Annotated in this window: 13 protein-coding genes and 1 pseudogene; 5 read left to right on the top strand and 9 right to left on the bottom strand. The window is 70.6% G+C overall.

Annotated features, from left to right (window positions below):
• Window positions 1-156: 156 nt before the first annotated feature.
• The 3 genes and pseudogenes from ABZY11_RS33985 to ABZY11_RS33975 all read right to left on the bottom strand — a co-directional run.
• A complete protein-coding gene (locus ABZY11_RS33985) occupies window positions 157-2664 on the bottom strand; it encodes an Ig-like domain-containing protein (protein ID WP_356482858.1) in 2508 nt (835 codons plus the stop codon).
• Window positions 2665-2840: 176 nt separating this feature from the next.
• Window positions 2841-3803 carry a hypothetical protein gene (locus ABZY11_RS33980; protein ID WP_356482857.1) on the bottom strand — a complete coding sequence of 321 codons (963 nt, stop codon included), beginning with the start codon at window positions 3801-3803 and terminating at the stop codon, window positions 2841-2843.
• A gap of 146 nt (window positions 3804-3949) precedes the next feature.
• A pseudogene (locus ABZY11_RS33975) lies at window positions 3950-4198 on the bottom strand (transposase); the annotation flags it as partial.
• Window positions 4199-4824: 626 nt separating this feature from the next.
• Here ABZY11_RS33975 and ABZY11_RS33970 point away from each other — a divergent pair.
• The gene (locus ABZY11_RS33970) at window positions 4825-5853 is read left to right on the top strand and encodes a zinc-binding alcohol dehydrogenase family protein (RefSeq protein WP_356482856.1); all 1029 of its coding nucleotides are present in this window, start codon (window positions 4825-4827) and stop codon (window positions 5851-5853) included.
• A 54-nt stretch (window positions 5854-5907) separates the two neighbouring features.
• On the opposite strand, the gene ABZY11_RS33965 is transcribed toward ABZY11_RS33970, so the two are convergent.
• Together ABZY11_RS33965 and ppk2 are read right to left on the bottom strand one after the other, a co-directional pair.
• On the bottom strand, window positions 5908-6369 hold the full coding sequence (locus ABZY11_RS33965; RefSeq protein WP_356482855.1) for a cyclic nucleotide-binding domain-containing protein: 462 nt from the start codon (window positions 6367-6369) through the stop codon (window positions 5908-5910).
• A 156-nt stretch (window positions 6370-6525) separates the two neighbouring features.
• Window positions 6526-7347, bottom strand: coding sequence for a polyphosphate kinase 2 (ppk2, locus tag ABZY11_RS33960; protein WP_356482854.1), 822 nt, complete (start codon window positions 7345-7347; stop codon window positions 6526-6528).
• 230 nt (window positions 7348-7577) lie between these two features.
• Between ppk2 and ABZY11_RS33955 the strand changes: the two genes are divergently transcribed.
• A complete protein-coding gene (locus ABZY11_RS33955; protein WP_356482859.1) occupies window positions 7578-8453 on the top strand; it encodes a universal stress protein in 876 nt (291 codons plus the stop codon).
• Window positions 8454-8471: 18 nt separating this feature from the next.
• Here the strand turns inward: ABZY11_RS33955 and ABZY11_RS33950 are convergent, their stop codons facing one another.
• Window positions 8472-9602: a glutamate--cysteine ligase gene (locus ABZY11_RS33950; RefSeq protein WP_356482853.1), complete on the bottom strand. Its 1131-nt coding sequence runs from the start codon at window positions 9600-9602 to the stop codon at window positions 8472-8474.
• 133 nt (window positions 9603-9735) lie between these two features.
• Between ABZY11_RS33950 and ABZY11_RS33945 the strand changes: the two genes are divergently transcribed.
• The 3 genes from ABZY11_RS33945 to ABZY11_RS33935 are packed head-to-tail and all read left to right on the top strand — an operon-like array spanning window position 9736 to window position 14492.
• Window positions 9736-10668: an oxygenase MpaB family protein gene (locus ABZY11_RS33945; RefSeq protein WP_356482852.1), complete on the top strand. Its 933-nt coding sequence runs from the start codon at window positions 9736-9738 to the stop codon at window positions 10666-10668.
• A complete protein-coding gene (locus tag ABZY11_RS33940; protein WP_356482851.1) occupies window positions 10650-12896 on the top strand; it encodes a serine/threonine-protein kinase in 2247 nt (748 codons plus the stop codon). Before ABZY11_RS33945 ends, ABZY11_RS33940 begins: the two co-directional genes overlap by 19 nt.
• A 51-nt stretch (window positions 12897-12947) precedes the next feature.
• The gene (locus ABZY11_RS33935; protein ID WP_356482850.1) at window positions 12948-14492 is read left to right on the top strand and encodes an NAD(P)/FAD-dependent oxidoreductase; all 1545 of its coding nucleotides are present in this window, start codon (window positions 12948-12950) and stop codon (window positions 14490-14492) included.
• A gap of 10 nt (window positions 14493-14502) precedes the next feature.
• Here ABZY11_RS33935 and ABZY11_RS33930 read toward each other — a convergent pair whose 3' ends face one another.
• The 3 genes from ABZY11_RS33930 to ABZY11_RS33920 form a co-directional block, all read right to left on the bottom strand.
• A complete protein-coding gene (locus tag ABZY11_RS33930) occupies window positions 14503-15477 on the bottom strand; it encodes an acetylxylan esterase (protein WP_356482849.1) in 975 nt (324 codons plus the stop codon).
• 4 nt (window positions 15478-15481) lie between these two features.
• A complete protein-coding gene (locus ABZY11_RS33925) occupies window positions 15482-17914 on the bottom strand; it encodes a polysaccharide lyase 8 family protein (RefSeq protein ID WP_356482848.1) in 2433 nt (810 codons plus the stop codon).
• 7 nt (window positions 17915-17921) lie between these two features.
• A partial coding sequence (locus ABZY11_RS33920; protein WP_356482847.1) for an SGNH/GDSL hydrolase family protein occupies window positions 17922-18998 on the bottom strand: 1077 nt, incomplete at its 5' end.

Here is an 18998-nt window from a genome sequence, read left to right as displayed (position 1 = left end):
CAGCGAAGGCTCCACGGAGAGCTCGGGCATGTCCCACCCGCCGAGTTCGAGGCACTTCACGCAACGACCGACGCCTCACTGACCCCCTGAAACCCAGCTATCTCACTGTCCACAAAACCCGGGGCTTGACAGGATCTGACCCTTTGAAGACAGGCCCTAGCGGCCGCAGCCCGGTGAGGCTGCCGTACGGTCGGCCTCCTGTGCCTGGTCGGCTTGTCGGACGGTGACGGCAACGGTGGCCGTCAGACCCTGGTAGTTGGCGGTGATGGTGGTGCCGCCAGGGGCGTGGGTGGTGAGTCGACCGTCCGGGGTGACACTGGCGATGGCCGGATCGGCACTGGTGTAGCGGGTCGCATCGGTGACGTCGTCGCAGACCCCGCGGGCGATAAGCAGGGTATGGATCTGACGGAGGTCGCCGGGGCGGGCGACCTCGACGGGGGCGACGGCCCGGACGGTGGGCGATTGCAGGACAGTGACGGTGAGAGTTGCTGCCGGCAGGCCCTTGTAGGTAGCCGTGATGGTGGTTTTGCCGATGGAGTGGGCGGTGACCTTGCCCGTCCGGTCCACGGTGGCCACCGAGGGTGTGCTGCTGTTCCAGGTGACCGGCGTGCCGCTGACGATGTAGTCGTTGGGATCGTGGACCAGCCCTGTGGCCTGAGCCTGGGCGCCGACGTCGAGGGTGAGTGCGGTCGGTTGGACGCTGACGCTTGCCGGGGTGCGGTCGGTCAGGAACGCGGCGCGCGCGTCGGCCACCCGCTGTCCGTACGGCGGGGTCAGCACGTCCGCGGTGAATACCTCCATCAGCATCGCGCCCATGGCGGCCGCCTTCTGGATGCCCTGGTAGGCGAAGTCCGGATCGGCGTTCTTCGCGGAGTAGACGTCGATCAGCTGTCCTTCCAACCGGACCCGGTCGGACGCCTCGGCCCAGAGCTCGATCCCTTCATTGCCACGCTCAAACCAGTCCTCGTACGTGACGTAGGCGATCTGGGCACGGAAGCGGGCGCCGATTCGATCCGCGGCGTAGTCGCGTAGTTCCCTCGGGATCTGGTTGTCCCTGGCCAGCGTGATGTAGTTGTTCAGCGCCAGACTGATGCCTTTGCCCGGGAAGGCTGCGGCATACGAGTCGATCATGCGCTTCCACGCGGCCACATAGACGTCGCGGTTGTAGCCGATCCTGGCCACGTCGGTGTCGTTGAGCACCAGATTGGTTTCCAGGCCGCTGCTGAGCGACGGCCCGGTCACCTGCACGGTAGCCAGGTATGGATCGCTGCCGTACCGGTCGGCGACAGCTTTGAGCATCTGTTCCATCAGCGATAGGTAGGTGGCATCCCACGGGACGGGCGCGGTGGCGTTGTAGCTGCCCGGGTCGACGAGGTCGGTGTCGAGGTTCCAGTTGAACTTCTCGACTCCGGAGGTATAAAACCATTCCGGCACCCAGCGGCCGCCCAGCAAGCCGAGTTTGAGTGGCTTGTTGTACTTCCGAGCGAGGTAGAACGCCTCGTCGAGATAGTCCCAGTTATAGACACCGGGTTCCGGCATCAATACAGATACGCCGGTGTAGTAGGTGATGCCGTCGACAGTCGACAGCGCGGCGGCTCGCTCGGCCTCGTCGGCGGTCAGGTTGCTATTGCGGACCAGAGTGAACAGCCCTTGATCGGGTCCCGGCTCCTCGGCTTTCGGCGTTTCGTTGTCCCCCTCGGGATCGGTGACCGGCAACCCGGCGATGGTGTACGGCGAAGCGGCGGTGCCCGGCCCGGTCAGCGTGACGTCGGACTGGATGAACAGTGCCGGGCGCACGCCTCGGGTACCCGCTGTGGCATTGCCGTTATCGGGCAGGCTCCCGGCGCCCGTGACGTAACGGACCGCGAACGGGTTGGCGGCCAGCGCGTCCCGCGTCCAGTACGCCGCCGGGCTGGCGGTGTCGGCCGGATCGTGCGGGGAGTTGGACTTGTCCAGCGCGGCCTGCGTCGGCAGCGCCCGTACGGCGTCCGGGAACCGGGACCCGACCTGCGCCAGTTCGGGGATCGACGGCAGGAAGACCCGGTCGGTGGTGACCGCGTGGCGGGCGGCGTCGTAATTGGCCTCCGCCGCGCTGATCGACGTCTCGACCAGCTTGTGGTCACCGCTGCCGCCGGCCTTGACCGGCTCGTCGGCGGCAGAGATCACGCTGCGGTGGGCGACGGGCACGATGATCGATTGCTCGCCCCAGGTCAGGTGGGACAGGAAGCCGGACTCGCCCGCATAGGCGTTGTGGGTGTTCCACACGCGGAAGGTGCGCGGCGACAGCCCGGTCCAGGTCAACTGCTCCGCGTCCGAGTTCAACCAGTCCCGTAGGTTCGCCTGCGGCCAGTAGTTGCTGCCGTTGCCTCTACGCGCGGTGCCACCTCGGGCACCGAGGTCGTCGCCACTCGCATCGAACGGAGCGAACCGGATCACTCGGTCTGCCAGCAGCATCAGCTCCTGCTTGCCGTCGCCGTCCACGTCACGAGCGTCGACCACGCGGTACTTGACTGGTTCACCATCGAGATCGCCCAGCCACACGTAACTACCGATGCGATCCGGTGCGGCCTCGGCCGCGTGTGCCTCAGGCGGCGCCCCGGGCAGTGCTGCTGACATCAGCAGCAAGGCCGAGGCCACCAGGAATTTCAGCATTCTCATTCCCATCGGTTCTGCCTTTCGTCTGCTGCACGAGGGGAGCTTCGTCCGTTGCGGGTCGGCTCAGTGCGCGCGGTGATCGGCGGTGGCGGATCGACGACACGATCCGTCTGATGCGTAACAGACAAGCAGCGCGACACGGTCCCGTCAAGCGCCTGGACTGGCCGGGTTCGGCTATCTCCGCGTCACCTGCTCAGGTCGTTGGGACAATGGAGAAATGGAGCCGAGCCGAGTTCTTCGGCGGTGTCATGAGTAGTCGTCACGCGGAAAATGACGCTCTCGCCCGGCAAGAGAGTGACAAGCATGTCGTCGACCGTTGCTTGCGGATCCATCCTGTCGACGAACAGTGCGAGCTCGCGCAGAAGCGTGTGAGCGAAGACGTCCACGGTGAAGCCGCGGTCGATCCGCATGATCTTCGTTTCGTATCTGGGCACCGGGTAGTTGATTTTGCTATCCCGCTCGAAAAACCATGTTGCGCGATTCGTGCCCAAGTCGGCGACAACGAATTCGTTGCTCCCGTGCGCAGCATTGGCAAGACGTGCAGACAGAGGCAGATTTGTATGGGCGCGCGGGGCGACAATGAGCTCTGTGAATTCTTCGGTCAGCACCGCGCCATCGACGTTCATACGCCGCATTCGCACTGCACCTCGCCACTCATCGTCAGAATCGTTGATGGCCACCACCGCCAGGCCGTTTCCGGTTGGCTGAATCGTGAGAAGGCGGTCGGCATACGCCCGCCTGAGCGCGCACCAAGCAGGTTTCGGTCGTGCCGCGCTATCGACGACCGACCACGAGAGCGCGGGCCAGCAGTCGTTGAGCTGCCAGAGAATCGTGCCCATGCACAGTGGGCGCAGCGCACGGAAGTGATCGATGCCGGTCGTGATCGCGCGTGCCTGATTGAGTTGTGTGGCGAAGAGCCAGTCATCGAACGTGTCGACTGAAGCAAAATGCTCCTCGAGTCCGCGCTGGAGCTTCGCCCGCCCGTCCACTGCCTTCTGATGATGTCGCAGTACGGGGGAGTCCTCGCGGAGTTCGCCCAATTCAACGGCTTCGCGCAGTGTCGAATAGTTCGCGGGCGCCTGGTAGCCGAACTCGGCGACGAACCGCGGTTTCCAGGCGCGATAGGCGCCATAGCCTCGATCTTGCATGACGGTCCGTCGGTTCTTCCGTCGGGCCGTTTTGCTGTTGCGGATGGGGCGAGGGCATGTTGGTGGCCCGGTTGTCGCGTCGGGTGGGCGCCGGGTTCCACTCCCGGGGTGGTCGTGCAGGTTGTTGGGACGGGTGAATTTACTGGTCAGCCGGGGTTTGGTAGGGCCTGGAGCCGGTCCATGGCGCTGGTGATCACGGATGTCCAGGGCCATCGGGCGGCCAGGCGGAGCCAGCGGCGGCGGCCGGTGTTCACGAGCTGGGCGGCGGAGGAAAACAAGAGGCGGAGGCGCTTCGGCTCCCAACGGCGGGTTTCGCCTGTCAGGGCGAGCATCGGCATCCAGGCGAGGAGGTCGAGCGCGATGGAGGCGATCTCCAGCCAGATCCGGTCCGCGGCTTGCGCCAGGGCGCCAGCGCCGCCGCTATCGCATCGTCCAGGCCCAACGTGCGGACCGTCTCGACCAGCAGCACCGCCCCGGCCTGCGAGACCGCCCCTCTGCCGCCGCCCTCGACGCGGACACGTGGGTACAACCCGATACGCTTACTCACCTGGAGAGTGCTTCTTTCCGTGCAGCCAACAGGACCCTAGAAAAGTCCCATCGTTGCAGGTCAGAAGCACTCTCCGCTTATTTGATCAAGGCATGGACGAGCACGCTCATGAAAGCGCGAGGTTAATGGCCGGTTCCCCAGACGTTGACTGCGACGCCGCCTCCGCAGCCTGGCTCCGCGCACATCAGCCAGGGGCGACGCGAAGTCGCACCCCCAGCCTTCTCTCTTCCCCGCCTCCAGCCCGTATCGAACGCGCATGCCTCGGGGCGGAGTCGCGGCGCGAACCAGCTGCCGTGTACCAATGCGCCAACCAAATCGCCTGCTCCAGGGCGAAAGCTGCTGAATCTAGTTGCCATCACCGCAGGTCAGGAACGAGCCCAAGTGTCAACTACCGAGCTTGGTCACAGCGCATGCGGCCAGCCGTGCGCGCGGTGAGCGTTTGCCGGGCCTGCCGACCGGCACCAGGCTGGGAGCATGGTGCAGGCGTCGGCTTCGAGCACGCTGACCGGATGGGCGGTACGGAGTCCTGGTCCGATCGCGGACGGTCCGCTGGCGCGCGTGCGGCGTGCGGTGCCCTCGCCGGGGCCCGGGGAACTGTTGCTGAGGGTGGAGGCGTGCGGCGTCTGCCGTACGGATCTGCACCTTGCCGAGGGCGACCTGCGCCCGCACCGGGGGTCGACGGTTCCCGGCCACGAGATCGTCGGCCGGGTGGCCGCCGTCGGCGAGTCCGTCACACGGTTCCGGGTCGGTGACCGGGCCGGTGGGGCGTGGCTGCGCAGCACCTGCGGCCACTGCCGCTATTGCCGGGCCGGTCGCGAGAACCTCTGCCCGGCCTCCCTCTACACCGGCTGGGACGCGGACGGCGGTTTCGCCGACCTGACCCTCGTCCCGGCGGACTACGCCTACCGGCTTCCGGAGGACCGGGACGCCGCGCTGCTGGCGCCGCTGCTGTGCGCCGGGATCATCGGCTACCGCGCCCTGCGCCGCAGCGCCCTGCCGCCCGGCGGCCGGCTCGGGATCTACGGCTTCGGGGCCTCGGCCCATCTGGCGGCGCAGGTCGCCCTGGCCGAAGGAGCGACCGTGCATGTGCTGACCCGGTCGGCACGTGCCCGTGAACTCGCCGTCGACCTGGGCGCCTCCTCCGTGGGCGATGCCTACGATCACCCGCCCGAACCACTGGATTCGGCGATCCTGTTCGCACCGGTCGGTGATCTGGTGCCCGTGGCACTGGAGGCGCTGGACCGTTCGGGAACGCTCGCCGTCGCGGGCATCCATCTCACCGACATCCCCGTACTCAATTACCGGCGCCACCTCTTCGAGGAACGGAATCTGCGCAGCGTCACCTCGAACACCCGGCAGGACGGCCGCGACTTCCTGGACACGGCCGCACGGATCGGCATACGGGTCACCGTCAGCCCGTATCCGTTGAGCCGCGCCGACCGGGCCCTGACGGACCTGGCCGCCGATCGGGTCAGTGGCGCCGCCGTGCTCCTGCCCGGATGACCGGCGCGACGCGGTCCGCGGGCGTGCCTGGCGGGTGGTGGCGCGACGGCGTACTCACATGAAGCCGCCGCTGCCATGAGGGGCGTAGAGATCGAGCAGACGGATCCGAGTGGCCTGCAACCGATGGGCGAGGACCTCCCCGACCCAATGGCCGATGGCCGAACCGAAGGCGGGATCCGCGTCCATCATCATCCGTACGGTCTCCGCGTCGAACTCATGGGTACGCACAGGCGTCATCGCCTCCGCCCCGAGGTGCCAGATGTAGGGCTTGAACAGCCAGGCCCAGCCGACCAGTTCGCCGGACCCGAGGCTCTCGATCGCCGCCGGGGCACTGCCCGGCACCCGGATGTCCAGTGTGACGGCGCCCGAGCGCAGGATCCAGAAGCGGTCCGCGTGGTCGCCTTCCTGGAAGAGACGGACTCCCTGGGCGAAATTGACCTCCTGCCCGACCCCCATCAGGCGGGCACGGTACTGGGCGGGCAGGGCTGTCGTGATGCGAGTCGGAGAAGCGTTCATCGGTGGCCTCCTCGGTGGTCTCCGGTGTCGGCTGCGATCCCGGAGCTCAGGGCACCTGGCCGGGCGGTACTGCGCCCGGCTCCCTCCACTATCGGCTTCCCGCGCCACGTGGGACAACCGGACGCCGGGGCGGAAACCCGCGCTCGCCCTCCCGCCTTACTTCCCGAGCTGTGACGCGTGGTCGGGGACGTAGGTCTGAAGGTCTCTCGGCGGCCGTTGGTACCCGGTGGCCGCAGGCCGCGGGGGCAGTTCCATCACCGGCGGATCGACCGTCTCGTACGGCACGGTCGACAGGAGATGGGCGATCATGTTCAGCCGGGCCCTGCGCTTGTCGTCGCTCTCGACGACGTACCACGGAGCCTCCGAGATGTCGGTATGGACGAACATCTCGTCCTTTGCCCGCGAATAGGCCTCCCAGCGGGTGATCGATTCCAGGTCCATCGGCGAGAGTTTCCACCGGCGGGTGGGATCTTGCAGCCGGCGTCGGAACCGCTCCTCCTGCACCGCGTCACTGACCGAGAACCAGTACTTGCGCAACAGGATGCCGTCCTCCACCAGCATGCGCTCGAAGATCGGGCACTGGTGAAGGAACCGCTGGTGTTCGTCCATGGTGCAGAAACCCATGACGCGCTCGACACCGGCGCGGTTGTACCAGCTCCGGTCGAACAGGACCATTTCCCCCGGGGCCGGAAGGTGCTCGACATAGCGCTGGAAGTACCACTGGCCGCGCTCGCGCTCGGTGGGCCGCGGGAGCGCGGCGATGCGTGCCACCCGGGGGTTGAGGTGCTCGGTGACGCGCTTGATCGTGCTGCCCTTGCCCGCCGCGTCACGTCCCTCGAACACCACGACGAGCCGTGCGCCTTCGGCGCGTACCCACTCCTGGAGCTTCACCAGTTCGGTCTGGAGCCGGTACAGCTCCCGCTCGTACAGCGAGCGCGGCAGTTTCGCGGGCGTGCCCGGGCTTTTCTCGTCCGACATGGGACGACGTTACGGAGGAGACCGGGCCCGAAGTCAAGCGTCAGCGCCGAACCGGCTTCGCGGCAGCCGCGCCGGGCCGGCATGCGGCACCAGGAGATTTGCGGTACTCCTCGAATGAGGGGGAGCCCGGGGAGGCGGATCCTCCCGCAGTCGTTCCGGCCCTCATGAGGCCGTTCGAGACCTACGAGACCTACGAGATCTTCGAGACCTACGAGACGGAGACAGTCGCCATGGAGCCAGTCGTCACCGTGGGCCTCGACGGCTCACCCGAGAGCCTTGCCGCTGCCCGCTGGGCCGCCGACGAGGCCGAGCGGCGCAGGCTCACGCTGCGTCTGCTGCACGCGTGGCCGCTGCTGGCGCCGGAGCCGGCCCACGCCCCCGCGGAGATGGACCAGAACTACTGGGCGAGGCGGATCGTGCACAAGGCTCGGGCGGAGCTCCAGAAGCGCCACCCGGGACTGTCCGTCGTCGGCAGCCTGGTCGCCGACGACGCCCAGCACGCACTGCTGCAAGCGGCGGCGGAGTCCGAGATGACCGTGCTCGGTTCGCGCGGACTGGTGCCCGTCGAGAGCTATTTCCTCGGAGACATCAGCATGCCCGTCGTGGCACGCGCCGACGGGCCGGTGGTGCTGGTGCGCGCCGGGGCGAGCGGACCGGAACCACACTCCGCACCGGCTGCGGAGGGCGGCGTCGTGGTGGCACTGAAACTGCACGGCCCCTGCGACCACCTCCTCGAATTCGCCTTCGCCAGCGCCGCGGCGCGAGGCCTGCCTCTGCGGGCCGTCCACGGCCAGAGCCTGCCGGTGGCCGCGTACGCGCCCTGGGGTGTGGATCACGACGTGACGGAAGAAATCGCTCAGGACGCGCGGAAGCACCTCGATCAGATCCTGCGCCCCTGGCGCGAGAAGTTCCCGCACGTGCAGGTGGACGACAGCATCATTCTCGAAAGCCCCGCCAAGGCTGTGGTGAGCGCCGCCCATGGCGCCGGGCTGCTGGTCGTCGGCCGACGCAAGCACCGCCCCGCCCCGGCGCCCCACCTGGGCTCCGTCGCCCAGGCCGCCATTCATCACGCGCGCTGCCCCGTCGCGGTCGTCCCGCACACCTGATCCGGCAACGGCACGGGGTCAGCGCAGCCCGACGGCCGGGGTCTGGGCCACCAGGGCGTCCACCACGTCGAGGAGCGAACCGCGGCGGGCATGGACGGCGCGCTGCCGGTCGGCGCCCGTTCCGGTGGCCGTCAGCCGGCGGAGCAGCGCGACGACGGTCTCCCGGTCGCCGGTCTCCTCCAGAGCGGGGCCGATATGGCGCAGCAAGGACGGGACCAGGCCGCCGGCCGGAGAAAGCCGCCCCGTGCGCGGATCCATGCTCTCGCCGCGCAGCCCGTCGCGCGCCGCTCGCCAGCACGCCGCCCGCAGCAGTTCGGCGGGCAGATCCGGGCCGGGGTCACCCTGCTCGACGGCCCGCAGGGCGGTGACGGTCAGTGCCCGCACCAGCAGGGCCAGCAGGGCGCTCTCCTCGGCCGTCACGGGGACGTCGGCCGCCCGCACCTCGATGGTCGGATAACGGGACGAGGGCCGGACATCCCAGAAGAGCGTGCGACGGTCCGGCAGCGTTCCGCTGTCGGTCAGCGCGGTGAGGAGACTCTCGTACTCGTCGTAGCAGGAGAAGTACGGCGGGGGCCCGGAGACCGGCCACCGCTGCCACATGATGCGGCGCCAGCTGGCGTACCCGGTGTCACGCCCGCAGAAGAACGGTGAGTTCGCGGACAGCGCGATCAGATGCGGAAGCCAGGGACGCAGATGATTGCTCACCAACACGGCGCGTCCCCGGTCCGGGACGCTCACGTGCACATGGGTCGCGCAGATGACGTGCTCGTCGACCAGGCCCCGGTAGTCCCGCAGCTGCTCCGCGCAGCGGGGGCTGTCGCTGACCGGCATCGGGATCGGGGCACCGAGCGGAACCGCGCCGACCGCGGCCGTGCGGGCTCCCATGGTCTCGGCAGCGGCGCCGACGGCCGTCCGCAGCCGCCGTAACTCCCCGTGCAGTTCCTCGAAGGAGCCGCACGGCGGAGTCCTCGTCTCCACCTGGTACCGGCCGAGTTCCTGGGACACCAGATCCCCCAGGTCCTCCGCGGCCTTCCGCACCACGTCGCCCGCGTACGGGACGACTTCACGGGTGAGGGGGTCGACGAGAAAGTATTCCTCCTCCACGCCCATGAGCGGCGCCGAAGGACATAATCCGCTCGAATCGGCCATGGGATCACCCTAGGAGGAACCCATGCGCGCCGCAATGGACCCCTCCGGCCATCCCCCGCGCAGCCATGGGAGTTGTCCGTGCCCGCACGTATCCTTCGCGTACGTACGTCGCCGAGCGGGAGGTACGAACAGCATGGTGGACCCCGACCCGGGGCTCTTCGGGCCCGAATCCGTCACCTGGCAGATGCACGGGGACCCGATGATGTGGGTCGCCGGAGTCCGGGCGCTCTACCTCCAGGCGCTGCACCCGCGCGCCGTACGCGGCGTCATGCAGAACTCCGACTTCCGCAAGGACGCCTGGGGACGGCTGATGCGTACGGCCGGCTTCGTCGGAACGATCACCTACGGCACCACCGAGGCCGCCGAGCAGGCCGGTGCCCGGGTCCGGAAGATCCACCGGCTGATCAAGGCCACCGACCCGGAGACCGGGCAGAGCTACGGCGTCGACGAGCCCGAACTGCTGCTATGGGTGCACTGCGCGGAGGTGGACTCCTACCTCCAGGTCGAACGCCGGTCCGGCTTCCCGCTCACCGACGCCCAGGCCGACCGCTACATCGACGAACACCGCCACAGTGCCCGCCTCGTCGGCCTCGACCCGGCAGACGTACCGGCCACCACCGCACAGCTCGCCGCCTACTTCGAGCGGATGCGCCCCCGGCTCGCCGCGTCCCCGGAGGCGCTGGACGTCGACGACTTCCTGCGCAGGCCACCCGTCCACGCCTTGCTCGTACCGGCGCGGGCCCTGCTGTGGCGGCGCGTCGCGGCACTCGCCTACCAGTCACTGCCCCCGTACGCCCATGAGCTGTACGGCAGACCCGTCGCCCCGGTACGCACCGTCGACCGCCGCCTGCGCACCGCGGGAACCGCACTGCGCTGCATCCCCGCCCGGCTCCGCTGGCAGCTCCCGCCCGGTCACATTCTGAACGCGATGGCGCGACTCGGTCCCGGCAGCCGCCCCACCCCGTACAAACTGCGCAGCAGGGCCGCCATACTGGACGGGCCGGGGAGGGCGCGAAGCAGTCGGAGCGACGGGGGCGACAGCAGGCGATGGCGGACACCAGGCTGATCCAGAGCCGGTACCGGCTGCTCGATCTGATCGGGCGTGGAGGCATGGGTGAGGTGTGGCGCGCCCGCGACGAGTCGCTCGGCCGTCACGTCGCCGTGAAATGCCTCAAGCCGATGGGGCCCGAGCACGATCAGTCCTTCACCCGCGTCCTGCGTGAACGCTTCCGCCGCGAGGCCCGGGTCGCCGCCGCGCTCCAGCACCGCGGCGTCACCGTCGTCCACGACTTCGGTGAGCACGAGGGCGTCCTCTACCTGGTCATGGAACTCCTCGACGGGCGCAACCTCAGCCAGCTCCTGGAGGACAACAAACAGCACCCACTGCCGGTGCCCGACGTCGTCGACATCGCCGAACAGGTCGCCGACGCCCTCGGCTACACCCACCAGCAGGGCATCGTGCACCGCGACCTCAAGCCCGCCAACATCATGCGGCTGGCCGACGGAACGGTGAAGATCTGCGACTTCGGCATCGCCAGGCTCGGCCACGACATCGGCTTCACCTCCCGCCTCACCGGTACCGGCATCGCCATGGGCACCCCGCACTACATGTCGCCCGAGCAGATCAGCGGCGGCCAGGTCGACCACCGCAGCGACCTCTACTCACTGGGCTGTGTGCTGTACGAGATCGCCACCGGAGCACCGCCGTTCGACCTCGACGACGCCTGGGCCGTCCTCGTCGGACACCGCGACACCCAGCCCCGGCCGCTGCGCACCCACCGGGCCGAACTCCCGGGCTTCTTCGACCGTGTCGTGCTGGAACTGCTGGCCAAGACCCCCGAGGAGCGGCCCGTCGACGCGGGCGACCTCCGGCAGCGGATCGCCGTCGGCCGCACCGGCGAGCAGCCGCATCTGCCGCCCACCGGCCGGGTACCGCTCGCACCGCCCGTTCCCGTCGTACGCCCGGGGCAGCAGCTGCCGGCCTGGGCCCGCTCCATGACCACCGGGCACAAGGCGCCCGGCACCCACCCCGGTCTCGCCCCGCCCGACCACTCCGCCGGCCTCACCGGCGAGTGGACCACCGGCACCGACATGCGCAGCCTCACCGGCGAACTGCCACCGGCAAGGGCCGAGCGCCCGACCCCGTCACCGGAACTGCTGTCGGTACTCGCCGGTCGGCACAGCGCGGGCCTCAACCTGGGCCGGCTCGGCCACTGGGAGGAGGCCGGCGAGGTGCACCGCGCCGTCGCCGCCGAACGGGAGCACGCCCTCGGCCCCGACCACCCCGACACCCTCTCCAGCCGGTACGAGGTCGGCTTCACCCTCAGCCGCACCGGACGCGCCTCGGACGCCCTGCGGGAGTTCGACCGCGTCGCCCGGGGCCGCGCGCGCAGCCTGGGCCCCGACCACCCCGACACCCTGGCCGCCCGCCAGGAGACGGCGTACGTGCTGGGCCGGCTGGGCCGGCACTTCGAGGCCCATCAGGTGTACGCGGAGGTGCTCGCCTCCCGGGAACGCTCGATGGGCCCCGACCACCCCGACACCCTGCGCTGCCGCCACAACCTCGCCTTCAACCTCGGCAGGCTCGGCCGCCTGGAGGACTCGTACCGGATGGCCAGGGACGTGGCGTCGGCCCGCGGCCGGCTGCTCGGCGCCGACCATCCCGACACCCTGGTCACGCTCTACGAGGTGGCGTACACCCTGGGCAGGCTGGGGCGCTGGACAGAGGCCCTGCAGGCGTACCACGAAGTCGCCCAGGCCCGGTCGAGATCGCTCGGCGACGACCACCCCGACACGCTCTCCGCCCGCTACGAGGTCGGCATCAGCCTCGGCCGCCTGGGCCGCAGCGCGGAGGCCCTGGAGCTGTACCGCGCCCTCGTGGCGGACCGGACCAGGGTGGGCGGCCCCACCGACCCCGAGACGCTCCGCGCCCGCCACGGCCTCGGCGTCAACCTGGGGCGCCTCGCCCGCTGGGAGGAGGCACTCGCCGAAGCCCGCGACGTGTGCGCGATCCGCGAACGCGTCCTGGGACCCGAGCACCCCGACACCCTCGTCAGCCGCCGCGAGGTCGCCGTCGGCCTCGGCTGGCTCGGCCGCTGGACCGACGCCCTGACCGTCTACCGCACGGTCGCCGCGGCCCGCGAGCGGCTGCTGGGCGCCGGTCACCCCGACGCCCTCGCCGCCCGCAACGACGAGGCGCACTGCCTGGAGCAGCTCGGCCGGGGCACGGAGGCCGTCGAGCTGTACCGGCAGGTCGCGGCGCTGCGCCGGGGGCAGCAGACGCCACCGAACTGACCGGCACCACGCCCTCTGGTCAGTGGCGATCGTGCCGTGCTACGAAGGGTCATGCCCGCACCCGACAGCTATGACGCAGTGATCGTGGGCGGCGGCCACAACGGTCTGGTCGCCGCTGCCTACCTCGCCCGCGCCGGACAGTCCGTCCTGGTCCTGGAGCGCCTGGCCGCCACCGGGGGAGCGGCCGTCTCGACCCGCCCCTTCGACGGGGTCGACGCCCGCCTGTCGCGCTACTCGTACCTGGTGTCCCTGCTCCCGCCCAAGATCGTCCGCGATCTCGGACTGGACTTCGTGGTACGGAAGCGGACCGTCTCCTCGTACACCCCGACCGTGCGCGGCGGCCGTGCCACCGGGCTGCTCGTCGGCGGCGACGGCACCCGGGACTCCTTCGCCGCGCTCACCGGCTCCGACCGGGAGTACGAGGCGTGGCAGCGCTTCTACGGCATGACGCGGCGCGTCGCCGAACGCGTTTTCCCGACCCTCACCGAGCCGCTGCCCGGCCGCGACGCCCTGTGCGAGCGGATCGCTGACCCGGAGGCGTGGCGGACGCTCTTCGAGGAGCCCATCGGGGTGGCTGTCGAGAAGAACTTCACCGACGACCTGGTACGCGGAGTCGTCCTCACCGACGCGCTGATCGGCACTTTCGCCGACGCCCACGATCCGTCGCTGCTCCAGAACCGCTGCTTCCTCTACCACGTCATCGGCGGCGGCACCGGCGACTGGGACGTCCCCGTCGGCGGCATGGGCGCGCTCACCGACGCCCTCGCCCGCGCCGCCCGCGAGGCCGGGGCGGAAATCCGCGTCCGGCACGAGGCGACCCGTATCGAGACCGACGGGACACGGGCCGAGATCACCGTCCGCTCACCCGGGTCGGAACACGTCGTCGCGGCCCGCAAGGTCCTCGTCAACGCCTCGCCGCAGGCGCTCGCAGCCCTCCTCGGGGAGGAACCGCCCGCCCCGGCCGAGGGCGCGCAGCTGAAGGTGAACATGCTGCTCACCCGGCTGCCCCGGCTGCGCGACCGCTCGGTCGACCCGCGCGAGGCCTTCGCCGGGACGTTCCACATCGCCGAGGGATACGGGCAGCTCGCCGACGCCTACCGGGACGCCGCGGCGGGGCGGCTGCCCGCCGCCCCGCCGTCCGAGATCTACTGCCACTCGCTGACCGACCCGTCGATCCTCGGCCCGGACCTCGCCGCCCGCGGCTACCAGACCCTCACCCTCTTCGGTCTGCACACCCCCGCCCGGCTCTTCGCCGCCGACAACGCGGCGACGCGGGCCGAGCTGCTGGCGGCGACCCTCGCCGAACTCGACGCGCACCTGGACGAGCCGCTCACCGACTGCCTGGCCCGCGACGAGCACGGCGAGCCGTGCATCGAGGCGAAGACCCCGCTCGACCTGGAGCGGGATCTGCGGCTGCCCGGCGGCCACATCTTCCACCGGGACCTCGCCTTCCCGTACGCCACGGAGTCCACCGGCCGGTGGGGGGTGGAGACGGCGCACGCCAACGTGCTGCTGTGCGGGGCAGGCGCGGTGCGCGGCGGCGGGGTCAGCGGGGTGCCCGGCCACAACGCCGCGATGGCGGCGCTGGGCCGGTGACCGCGGTCCGCTAACGGCCGAACACGCCCCGCAGCGCACCGAGCTTGCGCGGCAGGTCGTACTCGGCGCCGCCCTCGTGCCCGTTGTACGTGAACACCTCGATCTCCGCCGGTCCCGCATAGCGGTGATAGGCGGCGAACACCGTGGACGACGGGCAGATCTTGTCCATCAGGCCGACCGAGAACCACGCCGGGGCGGTCGCCCGTGCGGCGAAGTTGACCCCGTCGAAGTAGGACAGGGTCTCCATCGCCTCGTCGATCCGGAAACGGTGCCCGGACAGCCAGCGCGCGATCTCCGCGTACGGTCCGGCGTCCGTGATCTGCGAGGCGCGCCGGTAGTGGCAGAGGAACGGCACATCGGCGACGGCGGCCACGATGTCGTCCCGCAGCCCGGCGACGGCCAGCGCGAGTCCGCCGCCCTGGCTGCCGCCGAGCACCGCCACCCGCGAGGCGTCCACCGCCCCGTGGGCCCTCGCCGCGTCCACCGCCCGCACCGCGTCCGTGATCAGCCGCCGGTAGTAGTGGCGGTACGGGTCCTCGATGCCCCGGGTCAGGAAGCCGGGGGAGGAGGAGCCGTGCCCGTCCGGGCCGATGTCCGGGGTGTCCGCGGTGTTCTTCCCGCCGCCGCCCTGGCCCCGGTTGTCCATCACCAGATGTGCGTACCCGAACGCGCTCCAGGTCAGCCAGGAGTACGGGATGCCCCGGCCGCCGTTGTAGCCGATGTACTGCACCACGGCGGGCAGCGGGCCGGAACGTGCCTTCGGCAGCAGCAGCCATGCCTTCACCGGCTGCCCGCCCCAGCCCCGGAACGTCACGTCGAACACGTCGACGGTGGCGAACCCGGCGTCGTACGGGACGAACTCGGCGTCCAGGTCGTGGCGGGCCGTCTCGGTGAGCGTCTTCTCCCAGAAGGCGTCGAAGTCGGCCGGCTCCTCCGGTTCCGGCCGGTAGTCGTGCAGCCGGCCCAGAGGCATGTCGAACAGCAAGGGTCTAGCTCCTCTTCAGGGTGAGGTTGAGGGTTGCGCCGTGGCGTCCGGTGGTGTCGGCGGTGATCCGGATGCCGTTGCCGGTGGGTGCGACGCCGACGCCCGGATCGGCGGAGACGACGGTCAGTCCGCGCCGCGCCAGGTCCAGGACCACCGAGGACCGCAGCTGTGTCGGGTCGGACAGCGAGACCTTGACCGTCTTCCCGTCCGGCCGTACGAGCACCGAGGCCGGGCCGTCCGAGGTCAGGTCCTGCGCGGTGCCGGCGGTCCAGAAGTTCGCGGCGACCAGTCCGTCCGTGCAGCGGCGTACCGCGTGCACGGCGGTGGAGCGGGCGATCAGCTTCACCGGCGGCGCGGACGACCACTGCTCCGTCCGCTGGGCCGAGGCCATCGGGGCCTGGAGCCAGTAGTAGCCGGCCCCGCTCGGGGCGGCGCCGTGGTCCTGCCACAGCGTCAGATACGGGCGGGTGACCGGGGTGTCCGTGCCGTACTTGAGGTTGATCTCGCGCCAGGTCGCCGTGCGGTCCTCGCGCAGGCCCTGGAGCGTGACGGGCTCGGGGAAGACATAGCCGCCGGTTCCGGCCACATGCAGCCACCGGACCTGGTCGAGCCGCGCCGACCAGCCGGCGTCCGTCGGTGCCGCCGTGCCGTTGACCAGCAGGGCCGCCTTAGGGTCGCGCAGTTTCCGGTTCTCCACCACCGTCTCGGCCGTGCCCGCGTCGGCGCCGATGCCCGAGCCGACGGAGGCGATCACGTCGTCCAGGCAGAACCAGCTCTTCAGCCCGTGCAGGGAACTGCCGTACGCGCGCAGCTCCATGCCGTACGCGCCGAGCGTCGTGCCGGGCAGCGCGGTGCCGCCCGCCCAGTCGGCCGTGCTGGTGGTGCGCTGGCCCGCCGCGTCCGCCGGGCGCCCGGCGACGACGGTGGTGCCCGGCAGCCGGGCCGGGTCGACGGTCGGCCAGTAGTCCTCGCTGTAGTGCCCGAGGTCGTCGGTGTAGAGCAGGACCATGCCGTCGGAGAGGTGCCAGGCGTGCAGGTTCTCGTTCTGGATCGACTCGTAGTTGTAGATCCGGGACGAGTACGCGGAGATGCCGAGCGCGAAGGACGGCCGGTGGTGGGCCGCCTTGTCCATCCGCGGATGCTGCTTGTGCGCGACCAGCGGTCCCCGCGCAGGCACCGGGGAGGCGATGACCTGCCGGGCGGCGACCAGCGAGGCGAGGTCGGTGACGGCCAGGAAGTCGCGGTAGGTGTCCTCGGCGATCCACTGCTTGACCAGTGCGGTGAACCGGTCGGCCGTCTCGCCGGGGAAGCTCGGGATGAGCCGCACCACCGCCTCGATGACCGTCTGCGCCGACACATGGCCCTGCTTGCTGGGGCGGGCGATCTCGCGCCCGCACACCGATGCCATCACGTCGCCGCGCACCAGCAGCGGGTCGAAGCCGTCGTCGACCCAGCCGCGGATGTTGTCGAGGTCGGGGTCGGTGACCGCCCACGTGGTGCCGGCGAGGAGGTTCAGCAGCCGGGAGAGGTTGTTCAGCAGCTCCTTGCCGTACCCGCCGTTGTACGGGTGCTTGTAGTGCTGGAGGAACGAACCGTCGGAGTAGAAGCCCTCGCCGGTGCCCTCCGCCGCGGCGCTCGCGTCGTTGAAGGCGAGGACGCTGTTGGCACCCGAACCCTCGACGTCCGAAAGAGCGTCACGGACCCGGCCCAGATCGTCGCCCGTGCCGCTGAGTACCGCGTTGACGGCGACCACGGTGGAGATCCACACCCGGTTGGCACCGGTCGCGATCTGCCGGTCGGCCCGCCAGAGGTTCGGGTCGGGCGTGTAGTGCCGTACGGCCCCGGTGATCCGGCCCAGCCGCTCCGTCCCGAGCACGTCGTACAGCAGCACGGCCGCGTCGTTGAGGGCGAGCGCGGAGCCGATCTCCCAGTCCCAGTCGTTGTCGAACCGGGTGTGGCCGGGGCCGTAGCGGTTCGTCAGCATCCAGTCGAGGCCGGCCAGCAGCAGGTCGCGCAGCGCGGTGTCACCGTACTGCGGGGTGCCGGGGACGGCCCACGCGGTCGCGACCGTGGCGAGCCGCTTGAACGACGTCGTCACGTGGTTGGAGAGCGTGGTGCTGGTCAGATCGGGGAACAGCCCGTCGGTCCGGGTCGGGTCGAGGCCCTTGACCGAGGTGGTAGCGGCCTTGCCGATCCTGGCCACGGCCGCGGCGATCTGCGGGTCCGTCAGGTCGAGGCCGGGGCCGCCGGTGAGCAGTGTGTGCCAGCGGGTGCGCAGGGAGGCGGCGTCGTCGACGACGGTGGTGGTCCCGTCCGCCGCGCGCGCGGTGCCCGCGGCGGTGAGCGTCAGCGGCAGCGCGGCGGCCGCGCCGAGAGCCGCCGCCCCGGCGAGAACGGTGCGCCGGGTGGTGCCCGGGGTGGTGCCTGGGTTCGTCATGCGGTCCTCACAGGAGGTGTCGGCGGTCGACGGCCGCTGCCAGCGCGGCATGACCGGAAGGATTGGGGTGGAGTCCGTCCCCGCTGTCGTACGCGGGCAGCATCAGTGACGGGCGCTCCGGGTCGCGCAGTGCCGCGTCGAAGTCGACGACGGCATCGAAGACCCGGCCGGTGCGCACCGCAGCGTTGATCCGCTGCCGCACCGCTTCGAGCTCGGGCGTCCAGCGGGTCCAGCCGCCGAACGGGGCGATCGTCGCGCCGACCGCCCGCAGCCGGGCATTGCGGGCGCGCAGCACCAGCTGCCGGTACCCGGCCAGGACGCGCGCCGGATCGGTCTGGCTCGGCGGCTGCTGGAGATCGTTGACGCCAAGATGGACGAGTAGGGTGCGCAGTCCGGGCAGCGCCAGCACATCGCGGTCGAAGCGCGCCTGTCCGCCCGGCCCGAACCGGGCGTCGTCCAGCAGCAGCCGGTTGCCGCTGATGCCGAGATTGGCGACGGCCGAACCGGGAAGCCGCCTGGCCAGTTGGTCGGGCCAGCGCAGATCGGCGTCGTCGGGGGTGCCGACGCCCTCCGTGATGGAGTCGCCCAGCACCGCGACCACCGGCCCGTGCGCGCCCGTCACCTCGACGCCCGTCAGCAGGAACACCGAGGTGGTGCGCTCGCCGTCGACGGAGTGCGAGGCATGGGTGTTGCGGTGGAAGGACAGCGGTCCGGTGGGTCCGGGGAGCCGGGTCTCCACCGTCAGCCGCGCGGCCTCGGCGGCACGCAGCCCGGCGACCGGGTCACTGGTCAGCGAGGCGCCCGCGGCGATCCACGCCTGCCGCTGCCCGCCGAACGTCACCGGCAGGCCGCCGGCCGTCACCGGGCCGATGAGGACCGGGACCGTGCCGAAGGCGTGCCCGTAGCGCAGCCGGACGGCTCCGCCCGCCGACAGCCGCACGTTCGCGGTGCACGTGCCGTCGGTCAGGCCGGCGCTCGCCACCGTGTCCGTCGCGGTCGGCGCGGTCTGCGCGGTGGCCCACGACGTGGTCCAGCGCGACGGGCCCACGCCGCCGCTCGACGGCTCGGCGGCCTGTGCCGCCGG

It is taken from the genome of Streptomyces sp. NPDC006510 (genome assembly GCF_040611955.1).
Classification (GTDB): domain Bacteria; phylum Actinomycetota; class Actinomycetes; order Streptomycetales; family Streptomycetaceae; genus Streptomyces.
The sequence above is the reverse complement of the archived record's forward strand: the minus strand, read 5'-3'. Positions and strand labels throughout refer to the sequence as shown.